Raw genomic sequence first — 15,175 nt, 5'->3', positions numbered from 1 at the left:
TCTCTTTTACAGGTACCCCCATTCCACTGTAGGAGCGAGGCTTGCCCGCGAAGACGGCCTGACAGCCGACCAATCTCTTTTACAGGTACCCCCATTCCACTGTAGGAGCGAGGCTTGCCCGCGAAGGCGGCCTGACAGCCGACCAATCTCTTTGCAGGTACCCACACTCCACTGTAGGAGTGAGCCTGCCCGCGAAGACGGCCTGACACCCGACCAATCTCTTTTGCAAGTACCCACATTCCACTGTAGGAGCGAGCCTGCTCGCGAAGGCGGCCTGACAGCCGACCAATCTCTTTTACAGGTACCCCCATTCCACTGTAGGAGCGAGGCTTGCCCGCGAAGACGGCCTGACAGCCGACCAATCTCCTGCAGGTACACCCATTCCCCTGTAGGAGCAAGACTGCCCGCGATGTCGTCTACCCAGCCCCTCATGCCCGCCATGCATATCCCGATCCCCCCGACTCCCTGTAAACTCCGCGTTCTTTACCGACGCCCAGGGAGCTCAAATGTCCGGTTCGATCCTTTATATCCACGGCTTCAACAGCGCGCCTTCGTCAAAAAAGGCCACGCAGTTGGTGCAAGTGATGGACCGCCTGGGTTTGAGCGATCAGTTGCGCGTTCCTGCCTTGCATCACCACCCGCGCGAAGCCATCGGTCAGCTGAACAAGGCGATTGAAGAGCTTGGGCGGCCACTGCTGGTAGGCAGCTCACTCGGCGGCTACTATGCGACTCACTTGGCCGAGCGCCATGGCCTCAAGGCCCTGTTGATCAACCCTGCCGTCAGTCCGCACCGGATGTTTGACGGGTATCTGGGGACGCAGAAAAACCTGTATACCGATGAGGCCTGGGAATTGACCCACGACCACGTGACGGCCCTGGCCGAGCTGGAAGTGCCGGCGCCCCAGGATCCGCAGCGGTATCAGGTGTGGTTGCAGACCGGCGACGAAACGCTGGACTATCGCCTCGCCCAGCAGTATTACCGCGCCTGTGCCTTGCGCATCCAGGCCGGCGGCGACCATAGTTTCCAGGGTTTTGCCGCGCAACTGCCGGCAATGCTGAATTTTGCCGGTATCGGCGCAGATTTGTATCAGGCGATCGATTTCACAGCACTGTGAGTCGTCGTCTCTTTTTCACAGAACACTTTTTTGACAGGCGGACGACGAGACCCCATGGCCACTCCCAGCGCTAGCTCTTATAACGCAGACGCCATCGAAGTCCTCTCGGGCCTCGACCCGGTGCGTAAACGCCCCGGCATGTACACCGACACCAGTCGGCCGAACCACCTCGCCCAGGAAGTCATCGACAACAGCGTCGACGAAGCCTTGGCCGGGCACGCAACCTCGGTGCAGGTCATCCTGCACGCCGATCACTCCCTGGAAGTCAGCGATGACGGCCGTGGCATGCCGGTGGACATTCACCCGGAAGAAGGTGTGTCGGGCGTCGAGCTGATCCTCACCAAGCTTCATGCGGGAGGCAAGTTTTCCAACAAGAACTACCAGTTCTCCGGCGGTCTGCACGGGGTGGGTATTTCGGTGGTCAACGCTTTGTCGACCGAAGTCCGGGTGCGCGTGAAGCGCGACGGCAACGAATACCAGATGACTTTCGCCGACGGCTACAAGAAAACCGAGCTGGAAGTGATCGGCACCGTCGGCAAGCGCAACACTGGCACCAGCGTGTTCTTCGCCCCGGACCCGAAGTACTTCGATTCACCGAAATTCTCCATCAGCCGCCTCAAGCACGTGCTCAAGGCCAAGGCCGTTCTGTGCCCGGGGCTACTGGTCAGTTTTGAAGACAAGGCCACCGGCGAGAAAGTCGAATGGCATTACGAAGACGGCCTGCGCTCCTACCTGGTTGACGCCGTCAGCGAATTCGAACGCCTGCCGGACGAGCCGTTCTGCGGCAGCCTGGCTGGCAACAAGGAAGCGGTCGATTGGGCGCTGCTGTGGTTACCGGAAGGTGGCGACAGCGTGCAGGAAAGCTACGTCAACCTGATCCCGACGGCGCAGGGCGGCACTCACGTCAACGGTCTGCGTCAGGGCTTGCTCGATGCGATGCGCGAGTTCTGCGAATTCCGCAGCCTGTTGCCGCGCGGTGTGAAGCTGGCGCCGGAAGACGTCTGGGAACGCATCGCTTTCGTGCTGTCGATGAAAATGCAGGAACCGCAGTTCTCCGGCCAGACCAAGGAACGTCTGTCGTCCCGTGAAGCGGCGGCGTTCGTTTCCGGTGTGGTCAAGGATGCGTTCAGCCTGTGGCTCAACGCTCATCCGGAAACCGGCATGCTGCTGGCGGAACTGGCGATCAACAACGCCGGCCGTCGTCTCAAGGCCAGCAAGAAGGTCGAGCGCAAGCGCATCACCGCCGGGCCGGCATTGCCGGGCAAACTCGCCGACTGCGCCGGGCAAGACCCGATGCGTTCCGAGCTGTTCCTGGTGGAAGGTGATTCCGCCGGCGGTTCGGCCAAACAAGCGCGGGACAAGGAATTCCAGGCGATCCTGCCGTTGCGCGGCAAGATTCTGAACACCTGGGAAGTCGACGGCAGCGAAGTGCTGGCCAGTCAGGAAGTGCACAACATCGCCGTGGCCATCGGTGTCGATCCGGGCGCAGCGGACATGAGCCAGCTGCGTTACGGCAAGATCTGCATTCTCGCCGACGCCGACTCCGACGGCCTGCACATCGCCACCTTGCTTTGCGCCTTGTTCGTCCAGCATTTCCGCCCGCTGGTGGATGCCGGTCACGTTTACGTCGCGATGCCGCCGCTGTACCGCATCGACCTGGGCAAAGAGATTTACTACGCCCTCGACGAAGCCGAGCGCGATGGCATTCTCGATCGCCTGGTGGCCGAGAAGAAACGCGGCAAGCCGCAGGTCACCCGATTCAAAGGCCTGGGTGAAATGAACCCGCCGCAACTGCGCGAAACCACCATGGACCCGAACACGCGGCGTCTGGTGCAGTTGACGCTGGACGATTTCGAAGCGACCTCGGAAATGATGGATATGCTGCTGGCGAAGAAACGCGCCGGTGACCGCAAATCCTGGCTGGAATCCAAAGGCAACCTCGCCGAGGTTCTTGGCTGATGCGGGCTGGCTTTGCCCTGGCGTGTGCGTTACTTCTGACCTCCGTTTCGGCGCTTTCCGAACCGGCACCGCAGTTGCGCCTGTTGTCCGAGCATCCCGTCGATGGCATGCGCGGCGGCAATCTGTCGGGGCTGGCCCAGTGCGGCAAAGACTTGTGGACGGTCTCCGATCGCGACGATGACCAGATCTACCGTCTCGATACCCGCGACACGGTCTGGCAGGCCGAAACCGTGGGCATCGGCGTGCCGGCGGTGCCGGACAGCGGTTTGCCCTGGGGGTTGCGTTCGCGGGCCTGGGTCGCGGCGTTTGTACGGGGCGGGGACCTGGATTTTGAAGGCATCACTTGCGACAGCGCCGGTAATCGCTACATCGTCAGCGAGTCCCATGCCGCGATCCTGCAAGTGCCGCCCGTTGGGCCGTCGTCCTGGCTGAAGATCTCGCCGATGCTGGTTCGCGAAGCGCGGGCCAGTGGCATGCTGTTGCAGTTCAATGCGCTGTTCGAGGGGCTGGCGATCAATCCGGCGGGCGATCAATTGTGGCTCGCCGCCGAGCGTCAAAGCCGTGGCTTGTTGCTGATCAAGCGCAAACAGACTGTGTGGGATTGCGACGGTGGCTGCGTGCTGCTGAGCGAGGCGGGAAAAGAAATGCAGCCGGCACAGTTTCCACGGGCCAAAGCCGTGACTCGGGACTTTGCCGATGTATCGCTGTTCAACGGCAAGCTGTTTACCCTTGAACGCAACGCTTACCAGATCTGCCGCCGCGACCCGGAGACGGCCAAGGTCGAGCGCTGCTGGTCATTTGCCGATGAAGCCTTGCAGGAACACCGCCGCTATCAAAATCCGTTTGGTCTGACTGAAGCGTTGATGGTCGACGCCGAGGGTGCCTGGGTCGGCACCGACAACAACAACGATGCCCGCGCCGATGGCGAGGTTCGCCCGGTCGTTTGGCGCTTCGCCGCGCCTGAAGGTGGCTGGAGTGCCAAGCCGTGAGCCAGCAAACGCCGGGAAAGCGTGCCGGTCGGGTGTTCATGGTGCTGGCCTGGTGCGCGGCGCTGTTCCTGGCGACGCGGTTTTTCGGCCAGTGGGAGGATCGGCAGCAAAATCCCAATGTGGTCGTCAGCTCGGAGCAGGGCGAAGGTTTTATTGAAGTGAAACTGGCCAGCAACACCCAGGGGCACTTCGTCGCCAGCGGCCAGATCAATGGCCAGCCGGTGGATTTCATGCTGGATACCGGGGCAACCGATGTGGCAATCCCGGCGCAAATGGCCGAACGGCTGAAACTGGAACAAGGCTTCGGGGTGACCCTGAGCACCGCCAACGGTCGTACCGAGGGTTATCGAACCCGCGTCGACCGGCTGCAACTGGGCGACATTGTGCTGCGTGATGTGCGCGCCATCGTCGTGCCAGGCCTGGATGGCAAGCAAGTGCTGCTCGGTATGAGCGCGCTGAACAAACTTGAATTTACCCAGCGCGGTGGCACCATGCTGCTGCGCCAGACAACGAACCGATGAGGCCCGCATGAGCGACTCCCTTGATCTCAGCCTGGACGGTGTAGAACGCCGGTCACTGGCTGACTTCACCGAAAATGCCTACCTCAACTACTCCATGTACGTGATCATGGACCGTGCCTTGCCGCATATCGGCGACGGCCTGAAACCGGTACAGCGGCGCATCATCTATGCGATGAGCGAGTTGGGGCTGGACGCCGATTCCAAGCACAAGAAATCGGCGCGTACCGTCGGTGACGTGCTCGGTAAGTTCCACCCGCACGGCGACTCGGCGTGCTACGAAGCCATGGTCCTGATGGCCCAGCCGTTCAGCTATCGCTACACGCTGGTCGACGGCCAGGGTAACTGGGGTGCGCCGGATGATCCCAAGTCCTTCGCCGCCATGCGTTACACCGAGGCGCGGCTGTCGCGTTATTCCGAAGTGCTGCTCAGCGAACTGGGCCAGGGCACGGCGGACTGGGGGCCGAACTTCGACGGTACACTCGACGAGCCGCTGGTATTGCCGGCGCGTTTGCCGAATATCCTGCTCAACGGCACCACCGGCATCGCCGTGGGCATGGCCACCGACGTACCGCCGCACAACCTGCGCGAAGTCGCGACAGCCTGCGTGCGCTTGCTCGATGAACCCAAAGCCACGGTCGAGCAGCTCTGCGAGCACATCCAGGGCCCGGATTACCCGACCGAAGCGGAAATCATCACGCCTCGTGCCGATCTGCTGAAAATGTACGAAACCGGCAAGGGGTCGGTGCGCATGCGCGCCGTGTACCACATCGAAGACGGCGACATCATCGTCACCGCGCTGCCGCATCAAGTCTCGGGCGCCAAGGTGCTGGAGCAGATCGCGGCGATGATGCAGGCCAAACCGTCCAAAGCCCCGCAGATCGCTGACCTGCGCGACGAGTCCGACCACGAGAACCCGTGCCGGATCGTGATCATTCCGGGCGCGCGGAAGAATTTCGACCACGATGCGCTGATGCAACACCTGTTCGCCAGCACCGAGCTGGAGTCGAGCTACCGGGTCAACATCAACATCATTGGCCTGGACGGCAAACCGCAGCTGAAAAACCTGCGGGCGCTGCTGGTCGAGTGGCTGGAATTCCGCGTTCAGACCGTGCGTCGTCGTCTGCAATTCCGCCTCGACAAGGTCGAGCGTCGCCTGCACCTGTTGGACGGTTTGTTGATTGCCTACCTCAACCTGGATGAAGTGATTCACATCATCCGTACCGAGGAACACCCGAAAGCCGCGCTGATCGCACGGTTCGCCTTGAGCGAAATCCAGGCCGACTACATTCTCGACACCCGTTTGCGTCAGTTGGCGCGACTGGAAGAGATGAAACTGCGTGCCGAGCAGGATGAACTGCTCAAGGAACAAGCCAAGCTGCAAGCCCTGCTGAGCAGCGAAGCCAAGCTGAAAAAGCTGGTACGTACCGAGCTGATCAAGGACGCCGAAACCTACGGCGACGACCGTCGTTCGCCCATCGTCGAGCGCACCGAAGCCAAGGCCCTGACCGAGCACGATCTGCTGCCGAACGAGAAAGTGACAGTCGTGCTGTCAGAAAAAGGCTGGGTGCGTTCTGCCAAAGGCCACGAGATCGACGCCACCGGGCTTTCCTACAAGGCCGGGGATGGTTTCAAGGCATTGGCACCGGGTCGCTCCAACCAGTTTGCAGTGTTTATCGACTCCACCGGTCGCAGTTATTCGGTGGCGGCCCACACGCTGCCATCGGCCCGTGGCCAGGGCGAGCCGTTGACCGGCCGTCTGACGCCGCCGCCAGGGGCGAGTTTCGAATGCGTGCTGATGCCGGAAGACGATTCGCTGTACGTGATCGCCTCCGATGCCGGATACGGCTTCGTGGTCAAGGGTGAAGACCTGCAAGCCAAGAACAAGGCGGGCAAGGCGTTGTTGAGCTTGCCGAACAACTCGAAGGTCATTCTTCCGCGCCCGGTGACCGATCGCGAGAACAATTGGCTGGCCTCGGTGACCACCGAAGGTCGCCTGCTGATCTTCAAGATCAGTGATCTGCCACAATTAGGTAAGGGCAAAGGCAACAAAATCATCGGGATCAACGGTGAGCGTGTGGCCAGTCGCGAAGAATATGTCACGGACATCGCCGTACTGCCGGAGGGCGCCACGTTGGTGCTTCAGGCCGGAAAACGTACGTTGTCGCTGAAAGCGGACGACCTCGAACACTACAAAGGTGAGCGTGGTCGTCGTGGTAACAAACTGCCACGTGGCTTCCAGCGGGTCGATGCGCTGCTCGTCGAAAACCTCAATTAAGCGGCCTAGAGCGCTCGATCTACGATTTAACGCGTAGATCGACGCTTTGCCGCTGGAGTCGGAACGCATATTCACGGATGATATGGCCTTTCAAGCGCCGGCGTGGCCGAGCGTTCTTCATATTTATTGAGTATTTTCACTGTGGTTAGCCTTGTGGCAACCACCTGGATGGGACGATGACTGCTCTGCGCCTTCCTTTTATTTTGATGCTCGCTGGCGTTCTTGGCCTGGCGGGTTGCAGCGTTCACCAGCCGGTGTCGCTGTATCAGCTGGACAGCGGAAGTCCGGTTCAGCCTGCGCAAAGCGCCGGCATGGCGGTATTGCTCGGCCCGGTAACGCTTGCGGATTACCTGCAACGCGAAACCTTGTTGCAGCGACAGCCGGATGGCAGCCTTCAGGCGTCGACCGACGGTCGTTGGGCTGGAAGCCTGTCGTCGGACGTTGATCAGCTGTTGCTGCGTCAGGTGGCGGGCCATCTGGACAGTCAGCGGGTTGTGCTGGCGCCTGCGACCCTCGGCTTCACGCCGGATGTCCAGGTGCTGCTGACGATTACTCGTCTGGACTCGGGCGAATCGCAACCAGCGATCCTGGATGCGCAATGGCGCCTGATCGACCGTCGTGGCCAGGTTCGCGATAACCGCATCATTCACCTGCAGGAGCAGCACGCAGGCGGCACGGCGGCTCAGGTTCAGGCTCAGGGGGTGTTGCTGCAGCGTCTTGCCGAGCAATTGTCCGTGGCGCTCAAGCCACTGGCTAATCAACCGCCGATCGCTGAAGCACCCAAAAAGCCTGCTCCGAAGCCAGTGGCTCCCGCGGCAGAGCAAGAGAAACAGCCGAAGATCCCGATGGCCTCGCCGATCCGGACCGATATGGAAGTGTTCAGGTTCTAAGCCTGGATTGATCCAAGAACAAAGCCCGCAGTGATGTGGGCTTTGTTGTTTCTGCAGGGTGCAGATATCTGACGCTTGTCCTGAGCTCTTCGCGAGCAGGCTCGCTCCCACAGGTTTTGTGTCGTACACCTATCGCGCGAACGACGCAGGACCTCTGGGAGCGAGCCTGCTCGCGAAGAGGCCGGGACACAGGCAACAAAAAAGCCCGCAGACGATCACTCGTCTGCGGGCTTCTTCACTTCTGGGGTTTAAGGCTTACGCCCGACGCTCATGCATCCGCGCCAGTTGTCGCTCCAGCATCGACGGATAAGGCTCCATCAACCGCTCCACACAGCACGCACCCTCAGGGCTGGCAATCGGGCGGATCCGCGCACGCTGGCGTATCAGCGCGTCGTCACCGATCTTGCGCTCCACCAGCAGCAGGTTGCGGCTGTGTTGCGACAAGGCCAGGGCATCCTGAGCGGCTTCGGTCAGCAGCAGGTCGATCTGGCTCAGACCGAATAGCTCATCACCCAGCGTCAGGCCCAGCTGCAATTGCAGGGTGATGCCGCTGTCTGCAACTTCAATCTGCAACTGATGACCCAAGGCTCGCAGCAATTCACCGCAGCAGATTGCGTTGGTCAGGTAATCGTCGCCGCTGTCTTCGGTGTGGAACAGCATCAGCGTGCTGCCATCGTTCAGGGTGTGCAGTTCGCTCTGATAGAGCGAAGCTGCCTGATCGAGGCAGTCGCGATAGCGTTTCAGCAGTTCTTCCAGGCGGGTGCGAGGCAGACGACGCAGTTGATCTTGAGCGCCCAGTTGCACGGCCAGTACGGCGCTGTGCTGCGGCACGTTCGAAATCACCGGTTTGGCGAGCGGTTTAGGCGCAACGTCGGCCGATTCATCGCGCAAGTCAGCAAACGCATCGTCGTCATCGTCGTCTTCAACGGTGCTGACACTGCGCCGTGGCGCTGGCTTGAGGCCGGCCACAGGTTTGCTTTCATCGAAACTCGGATCCCGCAGGTTGCGCACTTCGAAGGACGGCTCGTTATCGTCGGCGTCTTCATAGTCGCTGTCGTCGTATTCCGGCTCCGGCACGGGTTCCGGTTCGGCCGGCTCCGGCGCGAAGTTGGCGTGCAGCTGACGGGCCAGATCGCCGATCTCGTCCTGGCGCTCGGTGGCCGGGGTGTATTCGTCGATATTGCGCAGCCACACGCGCAGTTGCAGCAGCGGCGTGGAGATGTGCCGGCCCAGGCGCAGGCTCAAGGCCAGGGACAGGGCCAGCAGAATCGCACTCAAAATGCCCATGCTTTGCAGGCTGATGGTCATGGGCTGCTGGAACTGATCCATGTCCAGGCTGATGCGCAGTTGCCCGGCGGTGACGTCCTGGAACGTGATCTTGCTCTGGTACATGCCCTCGGCTTCGCCCAGCAGGCTGTGCTTGGGGCGCTGACCGGCTTCGGCGAGGATGCGGTTATCCACGCTGTAAATGGCGGCGTGGGCCACCAGCTTGTTTTTGGTCAGGTTGTTGAGCAGCACGTTGAGGCTGAGGATGTCGTTGGACACCAACAGCTCCGTGGCGGACGTGGCAGTCTGCGTGGTCAGGCTTTCACCCAGCGCATCGGCCTGCTCGTGCATGGCCTGCTTGAACTGCAAACCCATCACGCAGGCGTAGATCACCAGGGCCAGAGCGACCAGGATCACGTTATGGCTGGCGATGCGCAATGCAATCGGTACACGGCGGTGGCGCAGTGCACGGAAGATCAGCAGAAAGAAGTTATCGGTTTTTACTGGCGTGGGCCGGTTCACTTGAGCTCGGCTCTTTTGTCCGTGAAGTTGACGCGCAGTATAGCGACAGGCCCTAGACCGGCAAAGCGCTCACGGTGCCCGATGGTCACTGAAAGTGGGTAGAATGCGGTTTTTTTCCACTTGCGGGGGTGCGCCTTGCGCGAAATCGTCCTGATAAACATCACGGGAGTCGACCGACCGGGTCTGACTGCGGCCATTACCGGTGTTCTGGCCCAGGGTGGTGTGAACATTCTCGACATTGGTCAGGCGGTGATCCACGACACCCTGTCGTTCGGCATCCTGGTTGAAATTCCTGATACCGAGCAAGGCAAGTCGGTGCTCAAGGACATCCTGTTCAAGGGGTACGAGCTCGATCAGCAGGTGCGATTCACCCCGGTGTCCGAAGGGGATTACCAGCAGTGGGTCGGCAATCAGGGTAAAAAGCGCCACATCGTGACGCTGTTGACCCGCAAAGTAACCGCCGGACAGTTGCAGGCCGTGAGCTCGATCACCGCCAAATATGGCCTGAACATCGACCACATCGATCGCTTGTCCGGGCGCATGCCGCTGGACACCCCGGCCGACAAGGGCAAGGGCTGCATCGAGTTTTCCGTGCGCGGCGAAGCGGCTGACCCGCAGGCGCTGCGGGCTGAATTCCTCAGCGTCGCCCAGGAACTGAACGTCGACATCGCCTTTCAGGAAGATTCGCTGTTTCGCCGTAACCGCCGCCTGGCGGTATTTGACATGGACTCGACGCTGATCGAAGCCGAAGTCATCGACGAACTGGCCAAGGCAGCGGGCGTGGGCGATCAGGTGTCGGAAATCACCGAGCGAGCGATGTCCGGTGAACTGGATTTTCGCGCGAGCTTCAAGGAACGCCTGGCCTTGCTCAAGGGGCTGGACGTCAGCGTGCTGGATTCGATCGGTGCTTCGTTGCGCCTGACTGAAGGCGCCGAAACCCTGTTTGCCGAGCTAAAGCGCCTGGGCTACAAGACCGCGATCCTGTCGGGCGGCTTCACCTACTTCGCCAAGCAATTGCAGGCCAAGTTGGGCATCGACTATGTGTTTGCCAACGAGCTGGAAGTGGTCGACGGCAAGGTCACCGGTGTGGCTGTCGAGCCGATTGTCGATGCGCAGCGCAAGGCGGATCTGCTGAAGGAGCTGGCGCACAAGGAAGGTTTGCGCCTGGAGCAGACCATTGCGGTCGGCGACGGTGCCAACGATTTGCCGATGCTGGCAATTGCCGGCCTGGGCGTGGCGTTCCGCGCCAAGCCGCTGGTGAAGCAGTCGGCAAAGCAGGCGATTTCCACCCTTGGATTGGATGGCGTGCTGTATCTGCTGGGCTTTCGGGACCGTGACGGGCAGCTCTGAGTCTCCCCAGAGCTGAAAGGCGCTTGTGGCGAGGGAGCTTGTCGGATCGCCGCACCGTCCCGCTGGGCTGCGAAGCGGCCCCGAAAAAGGACTGCTACGCAGTCCATACGGGAGCAAGATCCCTCGCCACAGGTATTGGATTCATCCTCAGAGCGACTTCCACAACGAATCGAAATCCTCCTCGACGCCGCTCCCCGCGGCGTTGTCGTTTCTGCTCGCCTCCAGCGAACGGTAGGCAAACTGATTGAAGCTGTTGGTGCTCGCCACCCGCCGATCCAGCCCGGCGCGGCGTTCCTGGCCGTTGGTGTTGATCAGCACTTTGCTGCCTTCCTGAAAGGGCAGGCGCGGAGCGAGCAACGTGGCGGGCAGGTCGATGGCGCTGATTTCCGGCAGCAACAGGCCGCGCAGATATTGACTGTGGTCGTCCCGCGTTCGCACCAGTTGCAACCCGCAAGGCTCGGCGTAAGGCGCGACCTGCTCGATCCCCATTTGCGTCCCGCCGCCGCGCACCTGACGAATCCAGCGCACCACCGCAATACTCCAGCCCTGATTGGCAGAGTCCTGGATGCCGATCATTTCGCCAGCCTGCAACTCGGCGGGCACCGCGTCGGGCCACGCCAGGCAATAACCGCCGGGGCTGTGGTTGATGACCGGCAGGGCGTAAGTCGGAAAGTGCCGATTGTTATCGGCCGCCTCCTGGCCGTCGTCGCTCTGGAGGTGCGGGTATTCAATTTCTTCGTAGGGCAGCAAGGTATCGGCGCTGCCGTGGGGGGCGGCGTCGAACGCGTGGTGCCATTGGTCCTTTCCCTGGTTCGTCGGGGACGCTGCCGAGAACTGCGCGAGTCGAGTACCGGGGTTTTTCAGAATATCGCTGAACGAACGTTGCCCGCCCAGGTAGAAGTGCAATGCGCTCATGCCCACACACAAGGTCAAGCTGCCTTGGCCAACCGTGCGCTGAAAACTGCGCTCGGCCGCCTGGCCCCAGGCAGCGTGCAGGTGTTGCAGGGTATCCAGGCTCAGCCCGGTCGGTACCGGCAGCGGCGTTGTGCCGTCATTGCCTTGCAGATGCGCTTCGATGGCGGCGACCAGCGGCTGCGGATCAATCCCCAGCAAACCGGCCTGCTGCTCGGCCCTGAATTTCGAACGATAGCGCGGCCCGGTGTCGAGGTCCGCCGCGACGGCAAACAATCCGTCTGCGGGTTGGCCGGGTTGCAACTTTATCCATTGGCTCCAGGGCTCCAAGACCTCGGCGAGCCGGGCGATCTGGTTCTGGCGCAGTTGATTGCAGCGGGAGGCGCCCAGCAGCAGGGCGGTTACATAAGTCTGTTCGACGCTCAGGGTTTTGGTCTGGCTGGCCAACTCATCGCGCAGGCTCAGGTGCTGGAGTTTGAGTGCGCAGGCGATCCGATACAGCTGATGCAGCTCCAGCCAAAGGCCTTCCGGTACCGGGCAATACAGTTGAGTCGAGCGAATCAGCGGCCCGTTCAGGCAGTGGATCGCCCGCTGCAACGCTTGGGTCAGCAGCGATGCTCGGTCCTTGCTGAAGCGCGGGGTGATGCGCACGACGATCTGTTTGTAACCAATCGCCAAGTGATTTTGCAGGGCCTGGCAGAGGTTGGCGATCTTGCGCGAACGCTCGTCGAGCACTATCGCCTGGTGCAGGAAATGCCGTTCCAGGTGTTTGCAGACGTAATACACCTCGGGTCGCAACAGTTCGAGCAGTTGCAGGCGATTGTCGCTGGGGGTGAGCAGCTGGTTGAGTTCGCTCAAGCCTTGATAGAGCAGGCGAGCGGTTTCACCGATGTTTGCTTTGGGCAGGTTGGCGATCCAGCGCTTGAGGTCGCGTGGCGTCGGTTCACAGAATGTCAGGCGCAATTGAGCCGGGATCGGGGCGCGTAGCAGCAGGTGAGGGCTGGTTTCATTCATGCCGTAGAAAAACTCCAACCGGGAAATGGGCAGTGAATGATCTGACTGTAGCAGTTACGGATGTCGACCGTTTGTCTGTCAGTCGAGTGCTGCCCGGGCGTACTACTAATCTGACACACGTGCGACTGGATACGCACGGTCGTGCGGCCTGCTGCCTACGCAGGGCAGGTCTCTTGTAACTTCAAGGAGATGAGGTTCATGTCTAGATACGTAGTGGCAAATCAATGGGGCGGTAGTTCGGCACCCTGGCATCCGGGCGGAGACTGGACGTTGGGTGCGAGGGACAACCAGAACGTGGTCGCGATCGAGATCAAATCGGGCGATGGCGGGAAGAGCTTCACCGGCACCATGACTTACGCGGGTGAAGGTCCCATTGGCTTCAAGGCTCAGCGCACGGGCCAGAACCAGTACAACGTGGAAAATCAGTGGGGCGGCAATGACGCTCCATGGCATCCGGGTGGCAAGTGGGTCATCGGCGGCCGTGATAATCAGAACGTTGTGGCGTTGAGCGTCACCTCCAGTGATGGAGGGAAAAACCTCAGTGGCACCAATACCTACGCCAACGAAGGGCCGATCGGCTTTCGTGGACAGATAGAGTAACGGCGCTACCGAAATGTCCGCCCCTTCGAAGACGTTCGACGGGGCGGATTAGCCAATCAGGCTGTTGGCAGGCCCAGCGCCTGGCCCATTTGTACTGGCGACAGGGCGCCGAGCCCTTCAGCCCACTTCACCTGATCCGGTCCGAACAGCACCACAGCGGTCGAACCCAGCTTGAAGCGACCCAGTTCCGCACCTTTTTCCAGATGGATTGGCGCGCGGGCGGCTTCGTCGTAACGGAAGGTTTTCAGCTCGCGTTTCGGCGGCGTCACCAGCCCGGCCCACACGGTTTCAATCGACGCCACGATCATCGCGCCCACCAACACCACGGCCATCGGCCCGCGCTCGGTGTCGAAAATGCACGCCACACGTTCGTTGCGGGCAAACAGTTCCGGCACGTTTTCGGCGGTGGTCTGGTTGACCGAGAAAATCCGGCCCGGGATGTAGACCATCTCGCGCAGGGTGCCGGCCAGCGGCATGTGCACGCGGTGGTAGTCTTTCGGTGACAGGTAAATCGTCGCAAAGTCGCCGCCCATGAACGGCGCAGCATTGGCGGCATCACCGCCCAGCAATTCCAGCACGCTGAAACTGTGGCCCTTGGCCTGGAACACGCGGCCATGTTCGATCGGGCCGAGTTGGCTGACCGCACCGTCGGCCGGGCTGAGAATGGCGCCCGGAGTTTCATCGAGCGGGCGAGCGCCGTCTTTCAAGGCGCGGGTGAAGAACGCGTTGAAGTGCTCGTAAGCCGTCAGGTCTTCGACCAGCGCCTGGGACATGTCCACCTGATAGCGCTTGGCGAACCAGGCGGTAAAGGCATTCTTGAACCAACGCACGCGGCATTCGGCAATGCAGCCGGCCAGTCGCGAGAGCAAGTGGTGAGGCAGCAGGTATTGGCTGAGGATAAACAAACGCTTATTCATGGACTGTCCTTAAAAACCTTAAATCTCTACGGGCGTATCGGGGTGGTTGCCCCATTCGCCCCAGGAGCCGGCGTAGCCTTTGACCCGCGGATAACCGAGGGATTTGGCCACCAGATAAGTGAAGCCAGAGCGATGGTGAGTCTGGCAGTGGGTAATGACTTCTTTGTCTTTGGTGATACCGAGTTGTTCCAGGATCTGCGGCATGTCCGTGCGGATGCGCAGGTTGCGCGCTTGATCCATGCCGGCCGTCCATTCGAAATTCACCGCGCCGGGAATGTGCCCGGCCTTGGCTGCCAGGACTTTCTCGCCGGAGTATTCCAGTGGGCCGCGCGCGTCCCAGATCGCCAGGTCGGCGGCACCGAGACGGCTTTGCAGGTATTCGCGGGTGGCGGTCGGCTCGTCGTGCAGGGTCAACGCCACCGGGCCGCCAGCGGGGGCCGGGATTTGGATCGACATGGGCATGCCTTCCGCCAGCCAGGCTGTCAGGCCGCCGTCGAGATAGTGGTAGTTGCGATGGCCGATGACATCGAGCAGCCAGATAAAGCGCCCGGCCCAGCCGCCGCCTTCGTCGTCATAGACCACGTAGGTGGTATTGGCGTTATGTCCCAACTCACCGAACAACGTTTCGAGTGCCGCTTGCGGCGGCATCAGCCCAGGCGCAGGAGCCTGGCCGAGTTGTGTGCGTTTGGGATCGACAAAGCGTGCACCGGGAATATGCCCTTCGGTATAGCGGGCACTGCTGGTCAGGTCCACCAGAATCAGTTCGCGGGACTCAAGGCGAGGGAGCAAGTCGCTCGGCTCGATGACCAGCGCCAAGCCAGAGAAGTCAGACATGTGAGGTCTCC

At 61.2% G+C, this 15,175-nt stretch carries 12 protein-coding genes; 8 read left to right on the top strand and 4 right to left on the bottom strand.

Translation table 11 applies throughout. The annotated features are described in order from the left end of the window. Window positions 1-506 precede the first annotated feature (506 nt). The 6 genes from AC1ROI_RS21660 to AC1ROI_RS21635 all read left to right on the top strand — a co-directional run bounded on the left by AC1ROI_RS21660 (window position 507) and on the right by AC1ROI_RS21635 (window position 7,749). Window positions 507-1,115: a YqiA/YcfP family alpha/beta fold hydrolase gene (locus AC1ROI_RS21660; protein WP_102594088.1), complete on the top strand. Its 609-nt coding sequence runs from the start codon at window positions 507-509 to the stop codon at window positions 1,113-1,115. A 54-nt stretch (window positions 1,116-1,169) separates the two neighbouring features. Next, complete coding sequence (gene parE, locus AC1ROI_RS21655; RefSeq protein WP_010464236.1) at window positions 1,170-3,074, top strand: DNA topoisomerase IV subunit B; 1,905 nt, start codon at window positions 1,170-1,172, stop codon at window positions 3,072-3,074. Then, a complete protein-coding gene (locus tag AC1ROI_RS21650; RefSeq protein WP_077750228.1) occupies window positions 3,074-4,063 on the top strand; it encodes an esterase-like activity of phytase family protein in 990 nt (329 codons plus the stop codon). The genes parE and AC1ROI_RS21650 overlap by 1 nt, the downstream gene beginning before the upstream one ends. Beyond that, entirely contained in the window at window positions 4,060-4,584 is a 525-nt protein-coding gene (locus AC1ROI_RS21645; protein WP_077750229.1) for a retropepsin-like aspartic protease family protein, read from the top strand. The genes AC1ROI_RS21650 and AC1ROI_RS21645 overlap by 4 nt, the downstream gene beginning before the upstream one ends. A gap of 7 nt (window positions 4,585-4,591) precedes the next feature. Continuing rightward, the gene (gene parC, locus AC1ROI_RS21640; protein WP_010464231.1) at window positions 4,592-6,859 is read left to right on the top strand and encodes a DNA topoisomerase IV subunit A; all 2,268 of its coding nucleotides are present in this window, start codon (window positions 4,592-4,594) and stop codon (window positions 6,857-6,859) included. Window positions 6,860-7,035: 176 nt separating this feature from the next. Continuing rightward, on the top strand, window positions 7,036-7,749 hold the full coding sequence (locus tag AC1ROI_RS21635) for a PqiC family protein (RefSeq protein WP_010464228.1): 714 nt from the start codon (window positions 7,036-7,038) through the stop codon (window positions 7,747-7,749). A gap of 255 nt (window positions 7,750-8,004) precedes the next feature. Here the strand turns inward: AC1ROI_RS21635 and AC1ROI_RS21630 are convergent, their stop codons facing one another. Further along, window positions 8,005-9,537, bottom strand: a complete 1,533-nt coding sequence (locus tag AC1ROI_RS21630; RefSeq protein WP_010464226.1) for an AhpA/YtjB family protein — start codon at window positions 9,535-9,537, stop codon at window positions 8,005-8,007. A gap of 135 nt (window positions 9,538-9,672) precedes the next feature. Between AC1ROI_RS21630 and serB the strand changes: the two genes are divergently transcribed. Further along, window positions 9,673-10,887, top strand: a complete 1,215-nt coding sequence (serB, locus tag AC1ROI_RS21625) for a phosphoserine phosphatase SerB (protein ID WP_102594087.1) — start codon at window positions 9,673-9,675, stop codon at window positions 10,885-10,887. A 147-nt stretch (window positions 10,888-11,034) separates the two neighbouring features. Here serB and AC1ROI_RS21620 read toward each other — a convergent pair whose 3' ends face one another. Then, the gene (locus AC1ROI_RS21620) at window positions 11,035-12,813 is read right to left on the bottom strand and encodes a cyclic-di-GMP receptor FimW-related protein (RefSeq protein WP_102594086.1); all 1,779 of its coding nucleotides are present in this window, start codon (window positions 12,811-12,813) and stop codon (window positions 11,035-11,037) included. A 198-nt stretch (window positions 12,814-13,011) separates the two neighbouring features. Here AC1ROI_RS21620 and AC1ROI_RS21615 point away from each other — a divergent pair, with 198 nt between their 5' ends. Then, complete coding sequence (locus AC1ROI_RS21615) at window positions 13,012-13,413, top strand: lectin OAA family protein (protein WP_042932429.1); 402 nt, start codon at window positions 13,012-13,014, stop codon at window positions 13,411-13,413. Window positions 13,414-13,469: 56 nt separating this feature from the next. Here the strand turns inward: AC1ROI_RS21615 and asd are convergent, their stop codons facing one another. After that, entirely contained in the window at window positions 13,470-14,330 is an 861-nt protein-coding gene (gene asd, locus AC1ROI_RS21610; protein WP_083375180.1) for an archaetidylserine decarboxylase, read from the bottom strand. A gap of 18 nt (window positions 14,331-14,348) precedes the next feature. Further along, window positions 14,349-15,164 (bottom strand): rhodanese-like domain-containing protein, encoded by an 816-nt coding sequence (locus AC1ROI_RS21605; protein ID WP_102594085.1) that lies wholly within the window; start codon window positions 15,162-15,164, stop codon window positions 14,349-14,351. Between the last annotated feature and the right edge of the window lie 11 nt (window positions 15,165-15,175).

The sequence above is a fragment of the Pseudomonas sp. GW823-FHT02C02 genome (genome assembly GCF_058797635.1).
Note: the sequence above shows the minus strand (reverse complement) of the source record. Positions and strands in the feature narration are given on the sequence as shown.